This window comes from Paenibacillus oryzisoli (genome assembly GCF_050467285.1).
GTDB classification, from domain to species: Bacteria; Bacillota; Bacilli; order Paenibacillales; family NBRC-103111; genus Paenibacillus_E; species Paenibacillus_E oryzisoli_A.
The window spans coordinates 586,827-608,023 of sequence record NZ_JBCMUN010000007.1; the positions used below are offsets into that span (position 1 = coordinate 586,827).

Consider the following 21,197-nt stretch of genomic DNA (forward strand, 5'->3'; position numbering starts at 1 on the left):
ATCGATATGTATATATAATAGTTGAATTACGCAAAAACATACTGTTTTATGATATTCTAAATAAAAGATATGAAGGCCGGAGGTCCGTATGCAGCCTTTTCGCAAAAGCTTTTTCAGCGACCCGTTATTTCCGTTCGAACTCGTCTTTCGGGATCAGAAACAGCCGCTTCAAGAGCTTCCCGAGCATCTTCACGATCGCTACGAGCTGGTTTACGTGTATGAGGGACAAGGGACGTTCCTGCTCAATCAAATGTTCTATGACATGAACGAAGGCGACCTGTTTATCATCCCTGGCAATACCATCCACCGGGCCGGGCCGGACGAGAATAAACCCATTACATCGACGGCCGTTTTTTTCATGCCGCAGTTGCTGGGTGTCCCTTTGATCAGTGAAACGTATTCGTATTTGTTTGCTTTTGAACAAGCGCATAAAAAAATGAACTACAAGCTCCCCATCCCGCCGTCGCATCGTGCGGCCATAGTGAATCAACTAAACCAGATGCAGGAAGAGTTGACACGTCAGGAATCCGGCTATCGCCATGCGGTTTGTCTGCACTTGAACATGCTGCTCTTGCAGGTGAATCGCATTCTCATGAACGCAATTGCTATCGAACCGCAGGCGATGCCGGCCGGCCCAGCCTGGGTGCTGGATGCGCTGCACGACCTTCATGAGCACCATACTGCCCCCGGCATCAGTCTTGCCTACTTGGCTGATCGAGCCTGCGTTTCTCCCGCGCATTTATCCCGGGTGTTCAAACAGATGACCGGCATGAGCGTGACCGATTACATCAATGCCCGCCGCATTGCGACAGCCAAGGAACTGCTGCTCGCAACCGACGAAAGTGTCGACGCGATTTCCAAACGGTGCGGGTACGAAAGCTTGCCGCATTTTCACCGATTGTTCAAGCGCTTTACGGGCGCAACGCCTGGCGTTTATCGCAGGCAGCAGCAGACGACGGGTACCCCGAGCCTGTGAGGAGATCGCGATGTGCTTATGCGTGTTCGTCCCGTTTTCACTTCTCCAACCAAATTTGCTTAAACTCAATCCAGCCGTTCGAGCCGAAGGACGCTCCCCTCACGGAAGGATGAATATAGGTGTTCAGCCGCCGATGATGCAGGAAAATAATGTGGCACTCGTCCCTGAGCCGCGTCTCAATGTCGCGAAGGCAGCCTCTGCGGCTGGCTACATCCCGAGATGCAAGCGCCTTGTCAATTTGCCCGACGATCCATTGCTTCAGCGAAGACTCCAAATACGTGCTGGACGCGCATTCTTCATGTTCGTACATATCGATTTCGCAAACCTCATCCTCGGCCAAAATAATGCCGTTCACCGTAAAATCCGCGCTGGCGATGATGACAGGATCGCCCACCTGCGCCCAATTGGCCGGAAATAATTCAACCGCAATGCCGAAGCTCCCCATCCGGTCCGCGATCCAGCGGCCGTCCCGTTCATATTTGTCGTGAACGACAAGGCGAAGCTGCGCGCCGTCATAGCCGGACCTTGCGAGCGCCTGCCGAATCTCCGCGGCAGGTGCCTTTACTTGTGCGAATTGCAGGCTGTCCTCCGGCCGCAAAGCGTACGCAGGCAGCACACGCTCGCCGCCAAGCTCCGCCTGCATTGCGACGGGGTCCAGGATCAGCCGGACCGCTTTACGGAACGCCTCATTTTGGGCCCATCCCGGCTTATTGCCGTTCCAGGTCAGCATCGTGCTGCCGTTGCACAGCCGGGCAATCCCTTGCCAATCTTCGGCATAGTTCACTTCTGCTTCCGATTTATCCCCATCATAAGTCTGCATAACCGCGGGTAAGCCGATCGTCGAGAGCTGCTCGCAATCCTCCGGCAGAATAATAATGTCCACCCCGTCCAAGTACGGCCTTTCGGCGTAATAACCAGGATTAACGGCAAGCTCGACCCGCTCCTCCGTAAGCGTCATCAGTTGAAAAGGCCCCGTACCCACGGGCTGCCGCCAGTACGCCTCCTCGCTGAGCCCATTCAGATTGAGCGGCAAGATCGAACCGGCCGAAGAGCACAAATACCGATCGAACATCCAGTTCGGCCGGGAAAGAACGAAACGCACCGTACGCAGTCCAGCAGCTTCCACCGTAACGAGATGCCTCAACATCCAGCGGTTCGGCATACCGGAGGAGCGAAGACGCTCGAAGGTATAGACCACATCGTCCGCGGTCATTTCACGCCCATCATGAAACATAACCCCTTTGCGCAAATAGAAGGTCCACTCTTTCCCCTCGCTATCCGTCTTCCAGGCATGCGCCAAGCCCGGCACAATCTTCCCTGCACTCTCGTCATACGTGAGCAATCGATCATAAATTTGCCGAATGACATGCGAATCGAACGCATAATTGACCTTAGCGGGGTCAAGCGTTTGAATGCTCCGATAGACGGGAAACCGCAGCGTATCGCAGCCGGTAAGGCCTCGCACCGTCTCTTTCTGATAGCCGAAGCGGCCGTTCAGCCAGCTTAGGAACTTGGCTCTCACTTCCGTGCCCTCGCCGTAGCTGCTAAGCAAGTCAAACGACGTGCGGTACTCTCCCTCCTCCGCCTTCGACATCGCCAGGTCCAAGAGAAAGCTTTCTTTATTTTGCTTAAAAGCCAGATGAGACCGATTGCCGCGACCGCGCCCCGGCAGCCAGCAGACGAGCCCGTCTTCCTCTAGCTTTTTGAGTACCAGCTTCGCGTTCCTCGGGGTGCAGAACAAGGCTTCCGCCAGTTCTTCCAAGGTCGCCTCCACAGGCTCGCCGCCTGCCTGATCCCCGCCAAAACGGTCGTATAACGTTACATAGCGTTCTGCTACCAGCATGCTGCCCACTCCTTTACAATACCTCAATTATAGGGGGTAATGGAGCGGAGCACTAGACCCTACAGCCACCGGTTCCGATACTCGGTCGGCGTCACGCCGAACTGCTTCTTGAAGCTCTCGCGAAAATGATCCTGATCGGCGTACCCGATGTTCTCGCAAATCTCGTAAATACGGATCGCGGGGTCTTTGAGCAGCCTGGCGGCCTCCTCCATGCGCAGCCGAATGATCCAATGGTTAATCGTCTGGCCGGTCACTTCCTTGAACAGCCGGTTCGTGTACTTCTCGCTGAGTCCGACCGACGACGCCACATCCGACAAGGCCAGATCGCGGCGGGCAAATTGCTCCTTCACATAGGCGATCGCTTGCTCGACAAGCTTCTTCTTCTTCAAATCGCCGGCCCATTCTTCCTGCGGCAGCACTTCCGCCAGATTCGGCAGACTGTCCTTCACCGCTTGCTCTGCCAGTTCCAGCCCTCGACGCTCCTCCCGCTCCTTGCGCAGCCCTTCGACCGCACGGGTCACGACCGTCGTAATCTCCGCGGGATCGATCGGCTTGAGCACGTAATCCAGCACCTGGAGCTTGATGGCCTGCCGAGCATGTTCAAATTCATTCAGCCCGGATAAAATGATGCAGCGAATCTCCGGTTTGCGCACTTTGACCGCTTCAATCAGCTCAAGGCCGCTCATCTTCGGCATCCCGACATCGGTGAGCAGCAGATCCGGCTCTTCGCGCTCCACCCACGCGAGCGCCTCCTCCCCGTTCTCCACGGCCCCGAGCAGGGTGATGCCGAGCGCATTCCAGTCGATGACGCGCACCAATGTTTCCCGTACGATTTTCACATCTTCGGCGATCAGCAGCTTATACATGTCCTTCCCTCCTCGATGCCTGACGTTCCATGTGGTAAGGCAGTATGACTTCCACGCAAGTTCCCTCCGCGGCCTCGACATACCGCAAACCGTACGCCTCCCCGCAATAAAGCTGAATCCGCCGGTGCACGTTCATCGTGCCGTAGCCGGCCGGGGAGACCTGCGTGCTGCCGCCAGCCTCTCTGTCCGTCTCGGCTTCCGCTTCCCGCCGCAGCATCGCATTCATCGCATCCACGTCGCAGCCCTGCCCGTTATCCGCCACTCGCAGCACTAGCGCCGTATCCTCCATATGGGCCGAAATCGCAATCCGGCAGCCCGCCGTCCGCTGGGCAAACCCATGAATAATGGCGTTCTCGGCCAGCGGCTGCAAAATAAAATGCACAATCGGCACGGAAAGCAGCTCATCCGGCACGCGAATCTCGACCTGCAAGCCGTCCACCATCATTTGCTGAATATGCAAATAAGCGTCAACCTGCTTCATCTCGCTCTCCAGCGGAATCCAGACCTCGCCGCGGTTCAGTCCGAAACGAAAGACGCTCGCGAGCGCGCGCACAACTTCGCTTGTCTCCCGGTCACCGTTCAATATCGCCCGGCAATTAATGAGATCCAGCGTATTATAGAGAAAATGCGGATTAATCTGGGCATGCAGCAGCTCCAGCTGCAGCTGGCGGCGTTCTATCTCTTCGGCGAACGATTTTTCGATGAGCCCATGCATCATCACGAGCATCGAAGCAAACTTGCGATGCAGCTCATCCACCTCATAAATGCCCGTATCCAGATAGTGCAGCGGCTCCTTGCCCTCGGCGACCTCCGGCCGCTGCATCGCGGTGACGAGCTTCGTGATCGGGACAGTCACCCGGATCACGATTCGGCGCAGCCACAGGCCCGCGATCAGCAAAGCAACGGCCGCCGTCGCCGCGCCAACCGCCGAAATGGCGAACGTGTACCGGCTAAAATGCCGTTCCGGCACGACCGCGAGCAGCTTCCAGCCGTTGTCCAGCGTCTCGAACATGACCCGCTGGTTCTCGCCGCCATCCCGCAGCGAGCTCGTCCCTTTGGGCCCGTGCATCGCCTGCACCTGCGGCAGCCCGCTCGCATCTGCAAGGAACGCATGACGCTCGCTGTAGATCACCCGATTGCTGTCGTCCAGCAGCATATAGTAGCCTTTGTCGAGCGGGGCATTGTCAAACACCCCCTTGATACTTTGCGTATCGGCCCCGACAATGACCGTGCCGATGCTGCGACCGTCTTTCGTGCTGCTCTTCGTCCTCGCCAAATAAATCATCGGCGCGTTCAGCGGGGCTGTCTTTTGCCCCCACCAGACGGTTTTCCGCTCGCCGCTGCTCAGATTCTGGAACCACGCCTCCTGAAAGAAATCCTCATTCTTATAGATCCCCGTTGCCGGATAGAAATGCTCGGACGCAATCTCATACAGCCCGCTCCCCGGCCCAAATGCTACGGATACGACATAGGACTGTTTGGCGGTGCTGGCGGAGCTTGAATCTTTTAACAGCGAGAGCAGGCTTAAATTTTGCAGATTGGACTGAAGCGTATAGAAATCGTCGACCGCCTCAAACCCATGCGCATACGTGCTCTCCAGCAAATTTTCGATGGACTGGGAACTGATAATAAACGAAGACACATTATTCATCGTATCGAATTGATACCAGACATTGCGGTACACAAACTTGATCGATTGCTCCGCCATATTCTGCGTATGCTCGTTCTGCACCCGAATAAGGATATAGCTCGCCGCCGACGCGAAGACAACAATAATCCCCACAATCAAGGCAAAAATAGGTAGGCTTAGTCTCGTTAGCAGCCTCGAATTGCCGCTTGGCTTTCGCAGTTGCAGCATGCTCTCACTCCTTCCATGGCAGAAATCCCCTCCTCCGGCAGTGACCGGCGAAGGGGGCTCTACGAGCTTCACGTATCCAATTCTCTATGGGCAGGCCGTATCCTCCCGCATCATGCGAAGAAAGTCCCCGGCTTATTTACCGGATTTCTTCTTGAAGGACTCCTCCAGCTCTTTCAAAATCTGCGTGCCGCCCTGCGCCTTCCATTTGTCCACGAACTCGTCAAATTTCTTGATGTCGCCGCCCATAATGATCTGCGTAAAGACGGAATCGCGCATGGTGTTCAGTTCCACCAGCTTGGCAATTTTCGTCGGGGAATCGAGGTAGTTCGACGCATCCGTGATTTGGTACTTGTTATGAATCGCCACGTCCAGCGCCTGCGCATTGCGAAGCTGAACCGACTCCAGGTAACGAGGCCAGCCGTTTAGACCGGGTGCGAACATGTAGCTCTGCACGCCGCGAAAATTGCCATTCTTGTCCTGCATCGTTTTCTGATCGATGATGTCGTTCGTCAGCACTTTCATTTTGCCGTTGTCGATCTTATAGTCTTCCCCTTCGATGCCCCACACGCTCAGCATCTGATTCTCCAGCGACAGCGAATTTTCAATAATAGCAAGCACTTTCTTCGGATCCTTCGTTTTGGCGGAGATGGCATGCATTTGGGCAAAAGGTGCCCCGGTCGGCGCTACCGCTTTGCCATCGCTGCCGACGAGCGAATCTGTCAGCGTCAAGTATTTGAACGGCTCATCCACTTGGCTCGGCAGACTTGCGTCGGCGGCCAACTTGCCGCTTTTCTTCAGCTCGTTCGTCTCCACCTGCGTGTCATAATCGTTGGCGGTGGACCACCAGCCCATCCAAGAGAACAGCTTGCCGCTGTACAGCTTCGCTCGCAGCTGCTCTTCCTTGATCGTCGCGAACTCTTTGTCGATCAGGCCTTCTCCGTACATTTTTTGCAGGTACAGCAGCGCCTCCCGCATCTTCGGATCGATGTCATAGCTGCCGAACGTACCGTTTTTCTCCGTAAAATAGCCCGGTGTCACGCCAAACGCGCCAAAAATATGGTCAAACGAGTTGTTGGCATATTTTTGCTGGCCGATTTGCGCCGTATAGCCGCCGAGCGGGATGACGTCCGGCTTCTCGGCTTTCACTTTTTTCAGCAAGTTATAGTACTCGTCCAGCGTCTTAGGCGCCTTCGCGCCCATGCCATCCAGGAAATCCTTGCGGAACACGAGATTCCACCGATAGCCTGCGCCCGGCCCGCCCTGATACGGGATACCGTAAATTTTACCATTTACCTTCGCCTGCTCGAACACTGCCTTCGGCACTTCCTTCAGGATGTTCGGCGTATCCTTCTCGTTGATGAGAGTTGTCAGGTCGAGAAAAGCGCCCTGCTGCGCATACTTCTGAAAATCATCGGCAAAATCGATCCGAACAACGTCCGGGATGGAGCCGCTGGCCATTTTCAGGTTGAGCTTCGTTTTATACTGCTGCACGTCGACCATTTCAGGTACGATTTTGACATTGAGTTTCTTCTCAACCGCTTGCAAAACCACGTCCTTCGCCGGATCGTACGGCTTGGATATGTCCTGCGCCTTCAACCAGGAGAGCTCGTAAGGCGCTTCCGCCGTTGGCGCTGGCTGCGCGCTTCCTCCTGATGCAGCAGACGGAGACGCTGCCCCCCCACTCATGCCCGAGTCTTTGCTGCAGCCTACCAAGGTAACCGTTCCTGCCAGCACAACACTTAGCATGCCGTAGCCCCAAGCTTTCGTTTGTTTCGACATTTCGTTGACCTCCTAGATTTTCTATTTTATATGATTAACCCTTAAGAGGGTAAATCTTTTACCCTTTCACAGAACCGACCAGCATCCCCTGCTCAAAATATTTCTGAATAAACGGGTAGACAATCAGCATCGGCAGCGCGACGATCACGATGGCGGCCATTTGAATGCCGATGGTCGGCGGCGGGGTCGAACCCGCAGCTTCCAGTAGCTCCGGCGGCAGGGACGAGCTCGCGATAATCGTGCGCAGCACAAGCTGCACGGGCGCTTTGTGCCAATCCGTCACGTACAGCATGGCGCTAAAGAAGTCGTTCCAATACACGACGAGATAGAGCAGACCGACGGTGGCGATGACCGGCAAGGACAGCGGAAGCACGACCTGCCGCAGGATGCGGAACTCCGAGGCGCCGTCGATGGCGGCGGATTCTTTTAAACTTTCCGGGATGCCTTCGAAGAACGTTTTCATCACAATCATATTGAAAGCGCTGTAGGCCATAACCAGAATGAGCACATAGCTCGTGTCGAGCAGGCCCAACTGCTTGATGTTGATATAGGTCGGGATCATGCCGCCCTTGAACAGCATCGTGAAGACGAAGATCAGCATGAGGATGCGCCTGCCCGGCAGCTTTTTCTCTGCAAGCGAGTAGGCGGATGTTACGGCCAGGAACAATGCCAAGAGCACGCCGCCGATCGTATACAAGATCGTATTGCCGTAGGCCGTGTAGATCAGGGATCCTTTTTTGAGCAGATAGGTGTAATATTGAAAGCTCAGCGAGGTCGGGAACAGAATGAGTCCGTTCTTCTCGCTAAAAATATGGTAAGGTGTGATGGATACCGAGATGACATACCAGAACGGGATGATGATGATGATCGTAAGTATCGTTAGTACCGCATAGTTCGTTGTGACAAAGGCCCGCTCGCCTGTCGTGAGCTTCATCGCACGCTCCCCTTCCTTCAGAAAATACCCGAATCATTCATCCGCTTGGCGATTTGATTCGCAATCAACACCAGTGCAAACCCGATCACACCTTTGATGACGTCGGCCGCAGCCGCCAAGCTCAGATTAAACTGCTCGATACCGACCCGGTAAATATACGTATCCAAAATGTCCCCCACCTCGAACACCATCGGATTGTACAAGTTGATGACCTGGTCGAGGCCGGCGCTCATGACGTAGCCAACCCGCAAAATGAACATGACGATGATCGTCCCCGTGATCCCCGGCAGTGTGACATGCACGATGCGCTGGAATCGCGTCGCCCCGTCCATGATCGCCGCTTCGTACACCTCCGGGTTGAGCCCGGCGATCGCGGCAATATAGATGATGGCGGCCCAGCCCATCTCCTTCATCGCGTCCGTGACAACGAGAATTGTCCGGAAGTAGGCCGGCTCCACGAGCAAGTACGCGGGTTTGCCGCCGAACAGCTCGATGATTTTGTTGATGACGCCGGTCTCCGGCGAAAGCAGCAGCGTAATGATGCCTCCATAAACGACCCACGAGACGAATCTCGGCAGGTAAACCGCCGTTTGCAGCGTCTTCTTGAACCAGCGCGCCCCGATTTCGTTCAGCGCAAGGGCGAGTAGGATCGGGCAGAGGAAGCCGCTGATCATTTTGTAAAGCGAGATGAGCAGCGTATTCGCGAAAGCGTTGCGAAACATCTCGGATTCGAACAACATCCGGAAGTATTTGAGCCCCGCCCACTCGCTCCCCGAGAAGCCCTGAATCACGTTGTAATCCGTGAACGCGATGCTGATGCCGTAGAGGGGCAAATAATCGAAGATGATCACCCAAACCAGCGCCGGGAGCAGCAACAGGTACAGTAATTTGAATTTCCAGACGCGCCGCAGCCCTTTGCGGAGCCGCGTTTCTTCGCGTTCGGCGAGCCTTGCGGTCACCAGTTCCATGCCTCTCTCCTCCTAGTCTCTCTCTAGCTGTATTGCGATTAAGAAAGTGCTTACATAGTTTAGCTTACAGGAAAGGGCAAGGGTGGAAAACCGGAGTGGAGGATGAAATATGGGGGGAAAAGTCGCTTTGGGGGGATGGGGGTACAAGCAAGATGCCAAAAAGGCCGGGCAGCGATTGCCCAACCTTTTAGGAGTCATGTTCAGTTGATAAGCTGATCCAACAATAATTTAATGTCTGGCATCAATTCAAGTGCTCTTAAAACAATCGTAAGTGATTCTGCCCTCGAAGAAGGCGCCTCAGGAGCAAAGATATTCGTATCACGGCCTTCTATTAAGCCGGCATCCGCCGCTGCTTGAATTTGGGCACCATTCCATGAACCCTGAATATCAGAGAAACTTCCACTTTCTTTCTTAACTGCTTGAAGATCTACGATTCGGCTAATTATCGCAATGATTTCAGCACGAGTTATCGTCTTATCAGGCTTGAACGTTCCATCTTCATAGCCATCGATAATACCCATGGAAGCAAGTGCAAGTATGGATGCTTTGGCCCAGTGATTGTTTACATCAGAAATACTGGCTAAATTCGGACTTCCGTTTATGTGAAATGCTTTAGCGACAATGGTGGCAAATTCGGCTCGGGAAATACTTGCATCCGGTTGAAAGCTGCCATCTTCATAGCCGTTTACGATACCAAGCTTCACAAACAAAGTAACACTGTCCTTACTCCAATGATTGGTGAGATCAATCAGATTGACAGGAGGTGGCCCACTCTTCGCTTGGGCAATCCTATCTTTCAGGAATGAAATCATTTGCGCAGCACTAACTTTATCCGTATAGATAGGTGGTGATGCAGTCGTCTCGGTTTCCGTTGTTGGTTGTGCCGGCTCCGTTGTTGGTTGAGGTGCAGAAGTGTTAGTGCCCGTAGATCCACTTGAGCTGCTGCTGTAAGCACGGTATACATGGGCCGTATACGATTGCTCTGTGCCATCCTGTGCCGTAATGACAAGACGAATAACATTTGAGCCCTCATTTAAATAAATAGGGTTGGCAACCGGAACCCCATTTCGTTGCAAAACTGCCGTCGCATTGTGATCCGCGGTGCTATACGTAACGGTTGTGACAGAGACACTGTTTGCTACGTTTGCAGTATAAGCATACACACGACTGCTTACTGTTTGATCTAACGAAATGCCACTTAAACTTAATGCGCTTAACGAAGCATTATTTGAACTTGCCTTTGTACGAAAAACGGCATTAAACGTTCTCCCGTAAGCCCCGTTTGTATCTACAATAAGCTTAATTGTGGGCTCGGTTTGAACAATTTGTATCGATGGATCAGCCTGAACGATCTCTTTTGCCGATTTCCCAAGGTCAATCACAACTTGCTGTTGCTTTTGAGTAGGATCGGCAATGGATACGCTCATTGTATCCTGGGTTTCCTTCACCATAACGGAGGCAGGATTATGGGCCGTAATGAAATCCGCCGTTGACGGATTCCAGAAGTTCGCCGCTGTAATCCCAAGCTTCTTCTCCCTGACTGCGTGAACATCCGTAGAATTGCTCATAATTTCAACATCCGGATTGCTACTATAATTTGCAGTAGCCATACTGTCTTTATTAGGGAGCAACACATATGCATAACTAGCATTGGACGGTTTACTTCCATGCTCGAATGCCAGACTCAGGAAGTTCCTTGTGTATTGAGTATTGCTTCCCGTATTCTGATTAATGTCGTGATAGCTGCCAGTACGCTCCTCACGAAGCGCATAGACATTGGAAGTTGCAGGGAAATAATATCCGATATCGGACCCAGGCACATTGCCGGCTAAGTGAGCCCAATGTACAGCATTCATCGATTCCGACCAGCCGAGCGCATTCGATTTCGTCACCCCGTCAACCGTAAGTGTATTGCTGCCTGTAGTATTCAGCAGCCGGTTTTCAATGATTGTTTCGACTTCCTGGTCAGCCGAATCTGATATTCCCGAACCAAGTGCAACCACCTCATCGTCGAACGAGAACCACGACTTTTTGCCCGTCAGTGAACTGCCAGTGGCACCTGACATAGAGAAGTCCATACCCGTTGCTCCGTAAAGTCCATCCATGGAGCTTCCGCCAACCCAAGTCTTCGGATTCATATAGGAAGCCCATTCGCCTGGGGTTTGTCCTTCACCTGAACGGTCTGTGGTCGTTCCCGGGAGTCGGAAGCTGTCAACCGTCGGCCAGTAGTTATTCATGTACTGGGTCTGATCCGCATTATACAAATACGTCATGCCCACGCCAGTAAACCAGCCTTTGCTGTTTTCCTTATTTCCGTACTCAAAGTCGGACACTCTGTCCGAGAACATACTAATCCCAAGTCCCCACCCTGGCCGCAAATGAACAGCTCGGTCCATATTAGGGAACAGCTGATGCTTGACCAATTCTTCCCTTGGTGTAATTGTGTCATCATTCATCAATTTCTCAATTAGCGTTCTTTGATAAACGGTGACTCCGGTCGTATACGTATTCACTTTATCCGCCAGAATCCACGCCTTGACCCTACGTTTGATATCCATTGCTTTCTCCGCAGGAGCGGTTTCCGCCAACTGTAGGATCGAAAGAATCAATGCTTTGGCGCTACCATTGCCCTCGGAGGCAACTTGCCGGCCATTGACCATTTGCATCAGGTGCCCGTTATAAATCACGGGCTCAAACGCCTTGCCAACCAAATCAAAAACACTTTGCATGTTCGGGTCATTCATTTCCCAAGGGGAATCGTGAAACAGATACAGGAAGGCTTCCGCCTGATTCACGAAGGACTGACCGTATCCTCCTGTATAAGCAACATTAAAGTGTTGGATAATGGAACCATCCTCATATACGCCGTCTCCGCTCGTTACAAGCTTATACTCGCTGCCGACCGGAGCCAGCCCCTGCTTGATTTTGGCGCTGGATGCCCCAAGGATGCCGCGCAGTGCCACGTTATAGGCCTTATTTAATAAATTCGCTCCGGTTTCTTGGGAGTTATTGTTGGAAATCCGTTTCGTCGGATCGGGGACAAAGGCATCGATCGCCCGAATATACTGATTTCGCTGATTCTGCGTAAGCTCGTCGTACATCAACACCATTAATTCGGTAAGGGCTTGCGGCGTTGCGATCTCCCATACGAACCAGTTGCCGTATTCACTCGTTCGCTCATTGTACCGGTTAGCATAAAGCCATTCCATTGCGGCTAGAAGATCATCCCGGAGAGTCGGATTATGATACAGAGGAGACCCCTTCATGACATACACAGTCGCCATATCCTTCAGACGGCCATAGCTGTAATAAAAGTGATACGGATCCGTTGTACTGGCCCGGTCGCTCCATAAGTAAGATCGATTCGCCGACTTGTCCAACGTCTGCCAATACCCGGTGTTTTGATCGTTTTGGACAAGCTTCATTTTCTCGGAGATGTAATCCTGTACGTAAGAAGCATTCGAATCAACGTCCGCCTGCACCGTCAACTTCGCAAGAGCTCTCTGACGGAGCGAATCATAGGCAAGCATCATGTCTGGCGTCTCTACGCTGATCTGAGCTTCGGCGGAGAATAATCCGTCTGTCGACATTGCTGTGATTTTAGCGTTACCGTAGCCAATACCGCTTACAACACCGTTATTCACGGTAGCAATACTAGAATCGGAACTTACCCAGTTAAACGTATTGCCGGGCGTCGATGGGGTGAGGATTGGCGTGAGTGTCACCTGTTTCCCCATCTCCAAAGAGACAAAACTTTGATCCAGGACCATCGTTTGCGTTGTCGTTTGTTGAAGTGAGATATCATCGAACCAAGCTGTACCGGTGCCTGTATCCAAAAAGAACTCAACCACCATTCGGACAGCGCCAGTTGGGGCAGTAAAGTCAATTTTAGTTTGCGACCAATCCTTTGTGCCGGCTGTTTTAGGTGACGACAAGTTCCCTCCGATCTTAACATTGCTGCTATCAAAGAACTGTCTTCTTACATACACCCCATTTCCGCTTGTAACGACATTGTCCAGCTTCGTCCAAAGTTTCAACGAATAATCCTTACCGCTCTCAATCGGGATAGACTCAGAAAGATTTACCCTGTCATTGCTTGACGCATTGTCGATGCGAAGCGATTGATTGCCTTCATGAACAACCGTCCGATCTATCGTAAAGGTCGAGGTTGTGCCCGTGAAGACATTGAAGGTCCAATCCGATACTTTCTCATTGCCTGGCCATCTTGTATCACCCGTGACAGAAACCGTGCTTTCAAAGCCACCGTTCGCCACCAGATTGGGAGCGCTTGCAAAACTAGTATTAGACAGGGGTGGAATTCCCCCAAAGATGATGCTGAATCCTGTACTAACGATCACCAGCCAGCTAGTCCATTTACTCAAAATGATTCCTCCTCCTAATAAAAATGCTTCATACACAGCATACGATCTGCATGTTCATGCCGTATATCATTGGTATTTCAGACATATTGATTTTTTAAGAATCATCATCGCTTCTATTTGCACAATCTACGCTTTATGAGAATTTACGGTTGATCCCCTTTTCGGTACTGTCCAGGTGTGATCCCTTCGTACCGCTTAAACACGCGGATAAATGTATTACTATTCGAGAATCCGACCTTCAGCGTAATATCCGTAATCGTTTCCTCGGTCTCCTGCAGGAGCTCCTTGCCGAGTTGAACACGTGTCTTATTCACATAGTCGATAAATGTTTCTCCTGTTTGTTCTTTGAAAAACCTCGATAAATACGGTCCATTCACATCAAAATGGAGCGCAACCAAGTTAAGACTCAAATTAATATCCGATATATTCTCTTTGATATATAACAGCACTTGATCCTTCAGATTCGTGTTGTGGCTCTTTTTCTTTGCATCCACATAGTCGCACACGATCTTCAAAAAGTGATAAATCTCATCTTCCATTTCCGTAAACGACTCGCATTGCGTCAATAGTTTAATCAGCTCTTGCTTCTCTGCAGCGAGCTCGTTCGTTCCTTGATCCAAGTGTTCGATGGCCTTCAGAATCGTCCCGATCAATTCAAACATGAGCAGCTTGCCGAGCTGTAAAGATAGCGTACCATCCGACACATTCGTTGCGATTAATTCACCAACCGTATCCATGGCCTCCTCATACTGACCGGTTCGGATGTGATTAATTAACTGCCTCTCCATATCCAGCGGATAATACAGCTCGTTTTTCGGCCGCTTAATCCGGTCAAATGGAATGATTTCGCTCGGCCCGATGACAAATTTATATTCCAATGCTTCCAGAGCCTCATCAAACCCATGCGGAATGCCATTTAGAGATGAATGAATACCGCTAATCCCGATCGTCACTTGTATATAAAAATTGCCTTGTATCACCTTTTGCGCTTCTTGTGCGATTTCGATCATGTCCTGCTTTGTCCGCACTTCATCTTCACTGTATATATTCACTAGAAAAGCCATCATGCCGTCCACTTCTGTTGAGAACACCGCATGCTTGCGCTTCAGCAGCTCCTCCGTAATGTTGGTCACGATAAAATAAACATACTGCAGCTTCGACTCCGCGTCTCGGGGGTCATTATCCTTGAACAAGGCCGAATAATCGCCGATATGGATAAGCAGCACGGCAAACCGATTCGCCGCAAAATGCAGATCAAACGACGCCAACGCTTGGATTAGCGCTGACCCGCTTTCCACTCTGCCCTTCAGAAGCCGGGCAAGGAAATGACCTTTTAACGCATTCTGCTGCTTCTGGATCGTTTGGTTCGCTAAATCCTGCAAAGCCTCATTCTCCGTCATGACGGACTGCAGCAGCGAGAACTCATCTCCAATGCCTTCCAGATTGGATCTCACCTTTGGAGATACGCTATCAACCATCCGGCGGATCGGCATATAATGCCTCCTTGTCATCCAGACAGACAACGGTCCGCCTACAAACAAGCAGAGCAGCAAGGCCGCATAAATCCAGTTCCGCAGCTCGCTCACTTTGGCAGAATACACTTTGGCCGGTACGATCGACACGTACTTCCACTGTGTTTCAACCGAAGCCACATACGAAACCGTCATTGCCTCCTTGTCCAGCTTCTGATTAAAGGAACCCTCCGCAGACTGGAATCGCCCCATATCGAGATGAGCAGCTATGTTGGGATCACCTGTAAACAGTATCTGCCGATTCTCTTTATCGAGGATGACTACGGTGCCGGCTTGTGCAATTTGAATATTGGAGATCTCATTCTTCAGACGCTCTTCATTCAGCAAAACAACCAGCGTAGCCGGTGGATCATCGCCAAGCGGGTTACCCCCGACTTGAAGAGGCAAGGATTGCAAGTAGACCAGACTTCCGGGAGATAAGGAAAGAAAGCTTCCGAAATACGGCTGCTCCACCCGTTCCCTCCATTGCTGCTGCGTGATCCCCGTATTCGCATGATGCAGTTGAAAGAGCAGCTGTTCCTCATTCATTGTTGAGGTCGTCACACCATAATGCTGCTTTTTCAGATAAACATACATCTCGCTGATGTTCCCGTTAGAAGACGAATAGGAACTCAGTGACGGAATGAGGGCCAGCGTATCCAGTCTGGTCTGCAAATCGCTGGAATCCGCTTGCCCTACATATTTGACAACTTTCGGGTCCAGCGACAGCTGCATGCCCATCTGCTTAATATCTTTAAACTGATTGTCCAGCGATTGCCTCACCTGGTTCAGCAGTGCGCGATTGGAACGGATAACCTCCGTACTCAACAAATGCTGGGACTGAAAGAGAACTAGCATCGTAATGACGATAGGAACACATAATATCGTTAAGTTGGAGATGAGCCAGAAGAGATAGACACTGCGTTTCACAGGAAGAGCCCCCATACTTTGTAGTCTTGTTGTGTTCGCTATCTTCGATGCTAGTTGCCTTTTACCCTTTAATCGCCCCAACCATGACGCCTTTTACAAAGTACTTCTGCAAAAAAGGATAGGCAATTAGGATAGGCAGTGTCGCGACCATAATCGTTGCATACTTGATGCTTTCCCCGATCGCCATCGTATCATTCGCATTTCCTGTACCGGTTGTCATCGAATCCGTACTATTCTGTACGAGAATTTCTCTCAAGATGAGTTGCAGCGGGAACAACTCCCGGTCTTGAAGAAACAGCATCGCATGAAACCAGGAATTCCAATGGGAAACGCCATAATATAGCACCATAACCGCAATGACCGGCATAGACAACGGGACGACAATCTGAAATAAGATGCGGAATTCGCCTGCACCATCCATTTTGGCAGATTCGAGGAGCCCTTCAGGGATCGCTTCAAACGAAGTTCGCATAATGATCAGGTTCCAGGTGCTGACGGCAACCGGAATGATCAGTGCAAGCAGACTGTTTCCCATGTGCAGGAAATTATTAATAAGTAAATACGTCGGAATTAATCCGCCGCTAAAGTACATAGTAAAGACAATAGTGATCATAATAAACTTCCGCAGCACGAACTTTCTGGATAGCGCATAAGCACCAAGAATCGTAAACAACAAATTAACAGCCGTTCCCGCGAACAAAATAATAAGTGTATTCTTATACCCTGAAAAAATATTCGGGTTGTTGAACACCATTCTAAACGCGTCCAGATTGAAGCCGGCGGGCTTGAGAAGCAAGCCCGAATGACGAATCAGCAGGTTCGAGTCGCTGATGGAAGCCATTAAGACATAATAAAACGGATACAGTGTGCAAACAACAATCATTGTCATGATGAGGATATTGATGCTATCGAACATCCGCTCAGATGCGCTTACCTTCATGTGCTGTCGTACCTCCCCAATCTTGACCTACCATAAATGATTCCCCGTTAATCTTCGGGAAAAGCTGTTGGCACCAATCAGCAATACAAAATTCAGCACCGATTGAAACAAACCTACGGCCGTTGTATAACTGTAATCATTGCCTTGCGCAAGACCCTCACGGTATACAAAGGACGAGATCACGTCCGCGGTTTCATACGTATTCGGATTGTATAACAGAACGATCTTCTCAAATCCGACCTCCATCAGCCCGCCAACTCTAAGAATAAGCAAAATCATAATCGTAGGAACGATGCCCGGAAGCGTTACGCTCCCAATTTGTCGAAGCCTGCCCGCCCCATCCACACGAGCTGCTTCATAGAGCTCCGGATTGATGCCGCTCAACGCGGCCAAATAAATAATAGATGACCAGCCGAGCTCCTGCCAAACCCCGGTGCTGACGAAGATCGTACGGAAATTGCTCGCATCATTCAATAAGGTAGAGCTTTCCCCGCCAAAAAAAGTAATAACGGTGTTCACGATCCCGTCTCGATTCGTAAAGTCAATAATTAAGCCTGCGATCACGACAATCGAAACAAAGTGCGGCAAGTACGAGACGGTTTGCACAATCGATTTAAACCATTTATGGCGAAGCTCGTTCAACAGCAGAGCCAACATAATCGGAGCTGGGAACCCAAAGACCAGACTGTAAAAGCTGATCAAAAACGTATTCTTTAGCACACGAACGAAATAATAGCTTTTGAAAAAAGCGGTGAAGTGGTCAAAACCGACCCACGTGCTGCCCCAAATCCCTTTCGCGGGGCTGAAATCTTTAAACGCAATAACTGCTCCATACATCGGCATATATTTAAAGATAAAAAAATACAGAACAACTGGAAGAACCATCAGGTAGATGGCACGATTTTTCCGTATATCGGCAGACAGCAGTCTCATGGATTTTACCATATTTCCCATTCCCTTCAGGGGTGTGAAAAGGGGGGAGACCAGCTCCCCACGATTCATTCGTTTCCTAACGCTTATTGTAACGATCTAATGCTGTTTGATTAATTTCAATCGCGCGGTCAATATTCATCTTCTTCAGTTGCTCCACAGTTTTATCAAAGTCTTCGACCTTCATGGAGCCCATAATAATTTTCGTCACCTGCTCCTTGAGCAGCGTCTCTACATCATTCTTAATCTTCGACATTTCTTTGGCCTCCTCAGGCGTTGGAGCGATCGGAGGAAGAGCGGACTTATACGTATTGCTCGAATACTTCGAGTAGATTTTCACAGCATCCTTCTGTTCAGGAAGCAGATAGTATTGATCGTTATAACGATCATCATCCAAACCCGTAAAGCTGTAGTTCGCGATAAAATATTTTCCCATCGCCGTAGCAAGCGGCAATTTGTCAGGATTGTTCAGAATCAGATCCGTATACTTCGGCTGACCGTTTTCTTTCTTGTACGTCTGCCCTTCAATGCCGAAGTTTTTCAGCATCGCGCCTTCATCGCTGTACAAATAGTCCATGGCTTTCACGATCTCGGCAGCATGCTTGCTTTGGCTTGTAATCACCGTACCTACGTTGTCATACTCCCATGCCGCTTGGGTGAATTTAGGTTCGTCGCCTTTCTTCATAACCGGAAATTGGGCTGCTGCAAGTTTAGCCTTTGGATTATCTTTCACGAGAGCAGGGGAGTAAACGCCCATACTTCCGCCGATATATCCGTAGAAAGCTCCCGCTTTGCCGGAAGTCACTTTGGCGTCCATCGTTTTCGTGTCATTGGAAGCAAAGTCCGGGTCAATCAGGCCTTCTTTATACCAACGCTGCATTAACGCCAAATACTGCTTATATTCCGGTGCAAGCGGTCCGTATTTGACCTTTCCGTTATCGACATAAAAATTTATGCCCGGAAGGCCGAAGGCACCCGCAAAATCGTAATTAGAGATAACATAGTTTTTCTGGGAAGTGAACGGAATCGCACCTTTTTTCTCCTTGAACGCCTTCAGTACCTGTTCCCACTCATCAATCGTTTCCGGCGTTTTCAATCCCAGCTCCTCGAGCCAGTCTTGACGGAGCATAAGTCCCGAGAAGGTTTTATATTGTCCATATTGCCCTACTCGCAAGTGAGGCAGTACGTAGATATCTCCGTTATCTGCTTTTAGCTGCTTGGCGATTTGAGGATTGTCGTTCAAAATTTTCTTTAAATTCGGCGCATTTTTTTCAATTAAATCGTTTAATTTAATGATCGTTCCGTCCTGAAACATTTTCGTTGTTCCACCGGTTACGTTGTTCCAGTTCCAGAGCATCGAATCCGGCAGATTATTAGAAGCCACCATAACACCGTATTGCTGCTGTTGGTCTTGTGTACTCGTTCCTGATGGGTGCTGGAATTCAAACGTAACATTCGTCTTCTTCGCCCACTCCTGCATGATCGGCAGCTCGTTCATACTTTTTATTGCAGCTGCGGCGTTGGCGTTGAGCGGCGTCCATAAGGTCGCCTTAACTGAAACTGCCGAAGTTGCCTTATTATCGGCACTAGCTTCTTCCGTTTTTTCCTGACTGCCACTACTGCAAGCTGCCATAAGTGACAATGCAAGAACAGCAGACACCACCGGCAATGCTTTCGAACGTATCTTACTTTTCATAGAAACACTCCCCTTTGTCGTTAGAATAGGTCGGCACCATCACGTGAAGCGGAGAAGCCTTTACCTATGAATGCAAGCTTACATTCGAATCATCGAATCGTATATCTTCAATACTTCTAATATATCGATTTCTTATGAAATAGCTATTGCTTATATTTGCACGATCGACGATTTATGACAAAGCCTACGGATTCGATGCAAAGTGCAGCAAAGAAGGCACTGCTCTCTCCATGGTACGGAGAGAAACAATGCCTTCTTTGTACATGCTTCTAGATCAAAATCCATTCTTAGAACCATACGTATTGCCGCTGATCGTAAAGCCTGAACTGCTCGCCAGCCAGATATCATAAGACACATTGGCAACATTCGGATTGTTATAGGCGTTGTTGTTTTTCAACGTTCCGTTCTGGCAGTCGATAATGTTAATGCCGGATTTCTGATTATCGTGGGCTTCGTTTCCTTCCACATATAAATTATTCATGTGGTAAACCGTTAACCCTCGATCATAATTGTAATTAAATTTGCTGTTTTTGATGCTGATGCTGGTTTCCGTCCGATCGTCATAGAAGTCGGTTACTTTTAGCCCCATTCCCGTCACATTGTGAGAGGCATCGAGCTTATCGATTATCACATTATCTACTGTGCTCAGGTAGAGCCCGTGATAGTATTGCTTCACCGCTCCATTGTATTCGACTTTTGAGTTTTTGATGGTGACGTTACTGGTTCTTCCCACATTAATCCCCATGGCGCTGTACTGAACGAGCACATTGTCAATCGTGGCACCTGTGTTGCTGACATCGTTATGTTTATCCGAAAAATCAATCCCAATCACATTCAATCTCGCCGCTTCGATTCTGGCGTCCAGCGAAGCTTGCGTTTCTGCTCCACTGCTGATGCGATCATTATACTGCGTGCTGCCCTTATGGAAATATTCGGGCAAGTTTTGTTCGCTGGCAGAGAGACCACCCTTGACGACAAGATTTTTCGCAGCCACGTTCGAAAAAGGAACACTCGCGTTCGTGATGACAGGCTCGTCTTTCCCGGCAGCCAACTGGATAATTGGACGGTCTGTAGCCGATTCCCCTTGAATCGTGCATCCATTGTACACTTTAACGCCGTACCCTACCGTATACGTTCCCGGCTTTAAAATCAGAGTCCCACAGCCCTGATTTTTCAAGGAATCCATGGCTTGTTGGATACTCTGGCCCGGAGAGATGGTGATCGTTGTTGCAGCTTGCGCAGGCAAAGCCGCTGCCAACAAACCCACAACCACCGCACAACCCGTGACGAGTGAAAAACCGGTACGTTTCTTTTTGGACATATTAATGATCCCTCCTAAAGTAGTGGCCGAGAAGGCCTTCGGCTAGTGCATCAAGCCTGCAAAAAAACAGGAATTCCCCCCGCTCCATTCCTAAATTGATCAAATACCTGCAAATCCGCAGGCATTTTGGGCGAGAACCCTCTTTCTGGGCAAACTTGGCTCAAAAACCTGCTGAACCGCAGGCATCTTGGAAAAAACGCCAATTTTGTGAGAAATACCTGCCTATACGCAGGAATCTGGCTGACCTCGTTGCATCCTCCCCT

The 21,197-nt window shown here is 50.3% G+C and carries 13 protein-coding genes; 1 reads left to right on the forward strand and 12 read right to left on the reverse strand.

Going from position 1 to position 21,197, the window contains the following annotated elements:
* Positions 1–88: 88 nt before the first annotated feature.
* The gene (locus ABE504_RS14795; RefSeq protein ID WP_430089747.1) at positions 89–976 is read left to right on the forward strand and encodes a helix-turn-helix domain-containing protein; all 888 of its coding nucleotides are present in this window, start codon (positions 89–91) and stop codon (positions 974–976) included.
* Positions 977–1,013: 37 nt separating this feature from the next.
* On the opposite strand, the gene ABE504_RS14800 is transcribed toward ABE504_RS14795, so the two are convergent.
* The 12 genes from ABE504_RS14800 to ABE504_RS14855 all read right to left on the reverse strand — a co-directional run bounded on the left by ABE504_RS14800 (position 1,014) and on the right by ABE504_RS14855 (position 20,934).
* On the reverse strand, positions 1,014–2,819 hold the full coding sequence (locus ABE504_RS14800; RefSeq protein ID WP_430089750.1) for an ABC transporter substrate-binding protein: 1,806 nt from the start codon (positions 2,817–2,819) through the stop codon (positions 1,014–1,016).
* Positions 2,820–2,878: 59 nt separating this feature from the next.
* Positions 2,879–3,685, reverse strand: a complete 807-nt coding sequence (locus ABE504_RS14805; RefSeq protein WP_430089754.1) for a response regulator transcription factor — start codon at positions 3,683–3,685, stop codon at positions 2,879–2,881.
* Positions 3,678–5,543, reverse strand: a complete 1,866-nt coding sequence (locus ABE504_RS14810; RefSeq protein ID WP_430089757.1) for a cache domain-containing sensor histidine kinase — start codon at positions 5,541–5,543, stop codon at positions 3,678–3,680. Before ABE504_RS14810 ends, ABE504_RS14805 begins: the two co-directional genes overlap by 8 nt.
* A 132-nt stretch (positions 5,544–5,675) precedes the next feature.
* Positions 5,676–7,322, reverse strand: a complete 1,647-nt coding sequence (locus tag ABE504_RS14815) for an extracellular solute-binding protein (RefSeq protein WP_430089759.1) — start codon at positions 7,320–7,322, stop codon at positions 5,676–5,678.
* 58 nt (positions 7,323–7,380) lie between these two features.
* Entirely contained in the window at positions 7,381–8,256 is an 876-nt protein-coding gene (locus ABE504_RS14820; RefSeq protein WP_430089762.1) for a carbohydrate ABC transporter permease, read from the reverse strand.
* 17 nt (positions 8,257–8,273) lie between these two features.
* Positions 8,274–9,224 carry an ABC transporter permease gene (locus ABE504_RS14825; protein ID WP_430089765.1) on the reverse strand — a complete coding sequence of 317 codons (951 nt, stop codon included), beginning with the start codon at positions 9,222–9,224 and terminating at the stop codon, positions 8,274–8,276.
* Between the two features lie 200 nt (positions 9,225–9,424).
* A complete protein-coding gene (locus ABE504_RS14830) occupies positions 9,425–13,606 on the reverse strand; it encodes a polysaccharide lyase family 8 super-sandwich domain-containing protein (protein ID WP_430089768.1) in 4,182 nt (1,393 codons plus the stop codon).
* 143 nt (positions 13,607–13,749) lie between these two features.
* Positions 13,750–16,047, reverse strand: coding sequence for a helix-turn-helix domain-containing protein (locus tag ABE504_RS14835; RefSeq protein ID WP_430089771.1), 2,298 nt, complete (start codon positions 16,045–16,047; stop codon positions 13,750–13,752).
* 61 nt (positions 16,048–16,108) lie between these two features.
* A complete protein-coding gene (locus ABE504_RS14840) occupies positions 16,109–16,987 on the reverse strand; it encodes a carbohydrate ABC transporter permease (RefSeq protein ID WP_430089774.1) in 879 nt (292 codons plus the stop codon).
* Positions 16,988–17,014: 27 nt separating this feature from the next.
* Positions 17,015–17,932 carry an ABC transporter permease gene (locus ABE504_RS14845; RefSeq protein ID WP_430089777.1) on the reverse strand — a complete coding sequence of 306 codons (918 nt, stop codon included), beginning with the start codon at positions 17,930–17,932 and terminating at the stop codon, positions 17,015–17,017.
* A 64-nt stretch (positions 17,933–17,996) separates the two neighbouring features.
* Positions 17,997–19,613 carry an extracellular solute-binding protein gene (locus ABE504_RS14850; RefSeq protein WP_430089780.1) on the reverse strand — a complete coding sequence of 539 codons (1,617 nt, stop codon included), beginning with the start codon at positions 19,611–19,613 and terminating at the stop codon, positions 17,997–17,999.
* Positions 19,614–19,887: 274 nt separating this feature from the next.
* Positions 19,888–20,934: a right-handed parallel beta-helix repeat-containing protein gene (locus tag ABE504_RS14855; protein WP_430089783.1), complete on the reverse strand. Its 1,047-nt coding sequence runs from the start codon at positions 20,932–20,934 to the stop codon at positions 19,888–19,890.
* Positions 20,935–21,197: the final 263 nt, after the last annotated feature.

Coding starts and splice junctions, on each gene's coding strand:
- ABE504_RS14815 (WP_430089759.1), bottom strand. CDS start 7,322: ATGTCGAAACAAACGAAAGCTTGGGGCTACGGCATGCTAAGTGTTGTG.
- ABE504_RS14795 (WP_430089747.1), top strand. CDS start 89: ATGCAGCCTTTTCGCAAAAGCTTTTTCAGCGACCCGTTATTTCCGTTC.
- ABE504_RS14820 (WP_430089762.1), bottom strand. CDS start 8,256: ATGAAGCTCACGACAGGCGAGCGGGCCTTTGTCACAACGAACTATGCG.
- ABE504_RS14810 (WP_430089757.1), bottom strand. CDS start 5,543: ATGCTGCAACTGCGAAAGCCAAGCGGCAATTCGAGGCTGCTAACGAGA.
- ABE504_RS14855 (WP_430089783.1), bottom strand. CDS start 20,934: ATGTCCAAAAAGAAACGTACCGGTTTTTCACTCGTCACGGGTTGTGCG.
- ABE504_RS14850 (WP_430089780.1), bottom strand. CDS start 19,613: ATGAAAAGTAAGATACGTTCGAAAGCATTGCCGGTGGTGTCTGCTGTT.
- ABE504_RS14800 (WP_430089750.1), bottom strand. CDS start 2,819: ATGCTGGTAGCAGAACGCTATGTAACGTTATACGACCGTTTTGGCGGG.
- ABE504_RS14840 (WP_430089774.1), bottom strand. CDS start 16,987: ATGAAGGTAAGCGCATCTGAGCGGATGTTCGATAGCATCAATATCCTC.
- ABE504_RS14805 (WP_430089754.1), bottom strand. CDS start 3,685: ATGTATAAGCTGCTGATCGCCGAAGATGTGAAAATCGTACGGGAAACA.
- ABE504_RS14825 (WP_430089765.1), bottom strand. CDS start 9,224: ATGGAACTGGTGACCGCAAGGCTCGCCGAACGCGAAGAAACGCGGCTC.
- ABE504_RS14845 (WP_430089777.1), bottom strand. CDS start 17,932: ATGGTAAAATCCATGAGACTGCTGTCTGCCGATATACGGAAAAATCGT.